Below are 3,610 nucleotides of genomic sequence, written 5' to 3' on the forward strand. Positions count from 1 at the left end.
ATGGGACACCTAGTGGTTGGTTAAAGGTTAAAACATGGGAAGGCGAGAAATGGATGAATCTAGATGGAGAAGAAAGATTTATAAATAAATCATTCTATGCGTATAACGAGCCTTCATTTAGTTCAGGAAAAGCAAACGCTGGAGCAGTGTATAATCCACAGAATTTTAGAATAATAGATGGAACACCTAGTGGATGGTTAAAGATTAAAACTTGGGAAGGCGACAAGTGGATGAACCCGCATGAAACAGATTCTGGTTCTTCTAAATATCAAATACCTGTAAAAAACCCAAATGTGAGTTCATGGTATGGAAGTCGTTGGGGGACAGTGCATAAAGGTATTGATTTCGCAGCAGCAAAGGGTACACCAATAATGGCATCTAAATCAGGAACTGTACAATTTGCTGGTTTTGGTGTAAGAGGCCAAGGATTTGGTGGATATGGAAATGCGGTAGTTATTAGACATGAAGACGGACTTTGGACATTATACGGTCATATGGACTCAATTTTAACTACTGTAGGAGCACATGTACAACAAGGTCAAGTAATAGGAAAAGTAGGTAGTACAGGCGATTCTACTGGGAACCATTTACACTTCGAAATTAAGAATCAGTATATAGGTGGACAAGTAGATCCGAAACCATACTTACCATTTTAATAAACATTAAGTTTGAATGTAGAATATGTTTATCACATATTTAAAATTAGTGGATACAATATTGGAAGAACAAGTATAGCTGTATATTGGGAAATGGTTACAAAAAAGTTACCCTCAATCAGTTGATTAAGTATTCTTACAAAATAATTAAATAAGGTTCAATAAAAAAGCAGTTATCTAAGGATAGCTGTTTTTTATAGTTTTTGTTAAAACGAACAACATCTAATGATTGTTTTGAGTTATTTTAATCGTTCGATGTTGTAGTGTGGTGCTATAAGCGAGCGGTAGATAAATAGTTTAAATGGGAGTAAGTTGAATTTATATTTAAATAGGTATGGGGAAAAACGTAACAAGAATTTAAGAGAAATGATATAATAGTAGAAATTAGATATATGGTCCTACTGGAAGAACCAGCGGACATCGAACTATAAGAGCGTTAGTGATATTGCCTCTGTAGTTTGGTGTCCGCTTTTTTGGTTTTATTAACAAAATATATAAGGGGTGTTTTTATATATGACGCAATTAACGTTCTTACCTAAAATTGATCGCAAAGCAACGCAGGTTCGTTTAGAAGAGATTCTGGAAAATGTTCGTATTTATAGACAATTTGGGATGATTAGACATGAGATGAAGGTTACAGCATCTAGCGAGGTAAGATATCACGGTATAACAAATATAGTAGGGAAGCCAGCTGAAGATATCGCTTTAGCAAATGTTGCTATGAGTGAAAGAGAAGTGAAATTACAACGTTTATCTTTTCAAATTGATAAGGCATTAAGTCGTTTTAGTAAAAATCAAAGGGATATTATTGTAAAACGATATTTAGAAGATGAAGAAGTCTTTGATTACATGGTTTATAACGAAATTGGTATGAGTGAGCGTACGTATAGACGAAATAAATCTAATGCTTTTTATAAATTAGCTTTTGCTCTTAGATTAGAAGTATATGAGACAGAAGAAACTGGAGGTAATGAATAATGAATTTTGTTCAACCAATACGTAATCCAGAGCAAATACAGCATTTAAAAGAGTATTTTAAGGAAAAGAGCTTACGTAATTACATTCTCTTCATTATGGGTATTAATACAGGTCTCAGAATCTCAGATATTTTGAAATTGAAAGTAGGGGATGTTAAAGGCAGTCATATATCTATGCGGGAAAAGAAAACAGGGAAACAGAAACGAATACAAATTACTGCAGCACTAAAAAAAGAACTTAAATGGTTTATTATAGAAAGAGAAGACAATGAGTATTTATTGCAAAGTAGACAAGGTAAGAATCGTCCAATTGGTCGTAGCATGGCATATAAGATATTAAGCGGAGCAGCGGCAGAGTTTGGGTTAGATGAAATAGGAACACATACGTTAAGAAAAACATACGGGTATCACATGTACATGCAAACGAAAAACATAGCATTACTTATGGAGATATTCAATCACTCGTCAGAGAAGGTCACGTTACGCTATATAGGTGTAAACCAAGATGCAATGGATAAAGCAATGACTAGGTTTAAAATCTAATCATTGCTTATTTCTTTCTAAATCTGGGGGTATCGTAGCATTTTGGAAAAAAACACGCTAAGAGTATGCAAGATTTTATACAGTTCCAATAACAAACAAGAACCCTAAAACCGCGCTAGGATAGGGATGTATAAAAAAATGCATAGATCCATAGAACAAAAAAACAGGGTTCCTTGGTGAGCGTATGGTTTCCTCTTTTCATTGCTACCGATAATGATGCGTTATGTTAACCTCTCATGTATAGGGTATTCATTTCACATTTTATCTATCTTACTTAATGGTAACTGTCATACAATGAAGATAATATTAGGAAATTGTGAGGATGATTACGTTGAAAAAATTTGTAATTGAATCGGAAAAATTTGTAAATAGTTATGCTGCAAGTCTGCTTACTTTTAATATCATATGGTTCTTAATACCATATATTTCTGATCCTAGTTATTCTTCCCAGAATGATTTGGGTTTGCCTAACATAGTTGGATTCACTATAATTCTCATCATATATGGTAGTATACTAAATCTTGTACCTTGCCTAATTGGAGAAGTATTATACAGGAACATAAAACAATGTAGGGAGTTTCGATTTGGAATTCCTGTATTTATAGGACTAGCTGTTATCTATATACTTATACTCTTTCTTCTTAAAAATCCATATTCTTCTAGTTTGGTTACACCTATTATTATTGGTTCCTTAGCTTTTTATTTAGTACGTAGAAAAATATAATTAACTTCCAATAACGAAAATTATGTAAATAAGCTGTCCATATGGGCAGCTTATTGTATTTTTTGCTTAGCGTGTTTTTTTAAAATGCTGGTGGTACTCCTATACAGTTACTCATAAATTTCGTACTGTGTAACTCAAAAGAAAAAGTTTAATTAAGTCAATGATAGCAAGGGATTCAGCGAAGGGGTCAGTTACACACAATATAAGATATGGGTAATTCAAGAGGGGGGAAATGTACAAAGATTATGATTATTAATAGTGGATGGTTTTTGATTAGTGAATATTTACCATAGTTTACGATGAAAATTTTTACTTGGATTTTTAATTAATATATAATGATAATAAGTTGTTTTGTTTAGGAGTAAATCTAGGGATTTTTAGAGAAAAGGAGAGGGGGTGTAATCTATAATTAAACCCGAAAAGAATAAGTCCTTTTTTGTGGGCGGGTTACAAAAATCGGTTTATGAAGGTATTGATAGTCTAAGTCCATTTTTACCTATTACAATCAAAATTAGGAGAAAGAAACATGAAAATCACAAAAAAAATTTTAATTTTAGTATTAAGTTTAGTAATCTTACTTAATATTCAATTAGGAGGTAGTGCTGTCTATGCAGCTGTAGATGTCCAGGCCCCTACTTTCAATAGTATAAGTGTGGATAAAAAAGAAGTGAAGCCAGGAGATCGAATCAAAATATCTATTGATGCGGTAG

The 3,610-nt window shown here is 32.9% G+C and carries 5 protein-coding genes; all 5 read left to right on the forward strand.

All coding sequences use genetic code 11. From position 1 onward, the window contains the following. Window positions 1–656: M23 family metallopeptidase (locus MR115_RS29405; protein WP_242243828.1), on the forward strand; the 656-nt coding region annotated here is incomplete at its 5' end. A gap of 513 nt (window positions 657–1,169) precedes the next feature. Then, a complete protein-coding gene (locus tag MR115_RS29410) occupies window positions 1,170–1,634 on the forward strand; it encodes an ArpU family phage packaging/lysis transcriptional regulator (protein ID WP_242243830.1) in 465 nt (154 codons plus the stop codon). Continuing rightward, window positions 1,634–2,176: a site-specific integrase gene (locus MR115_RS29415; RefSeq protein ID WP_242243831.1), complete on the forward strand. Its 543-nt coding sequence runs from the start codon at window positions 1,634–1,636 to the stop codon at window positions 2,174–2,176. The genes MR115_RS29410 and MR115_RS29415 overlap by 1 nt, the downstream gene beginning before the upstream one ends. Before the next feature lie 322 nt (window positions 2,177–2,498). Next, window positions 2,499–2,900 carry a hypothetical protein gene (locus MR115_RS29420; RefSeq protein WP_098132048.1) on the forward strand — a complete coding sequence of 134 codons (402 nt, stop codon included), beginning with the start codon at window positions 2,499–2,501 and terminating at the stop codon, window positions 2,898–2,900. A gap of 526 nt (window positions 2,901–3,426) precedes the next feature. Continuing rightward, window positions 3,427–3,610, forward strand: a 184-nt coding sequence (locus tag MR115_RS29425; RefSeq protein ID WP_242243832.1) for a hypothetical protein, incomplete at its 3' end; no start/stop codon positions are given.

Origin of the sequence: Bacillus cereus group sp. BfR-BA-01309, from assembly GCF_022664315.1 — a bacterium.
Classification (GTDB): domain Bacteria; phylum Bacillota; class Bacilli; order Bacillales; family Bacillaceae_G; genus Bacillus_A; species Bacillus_A mobilis.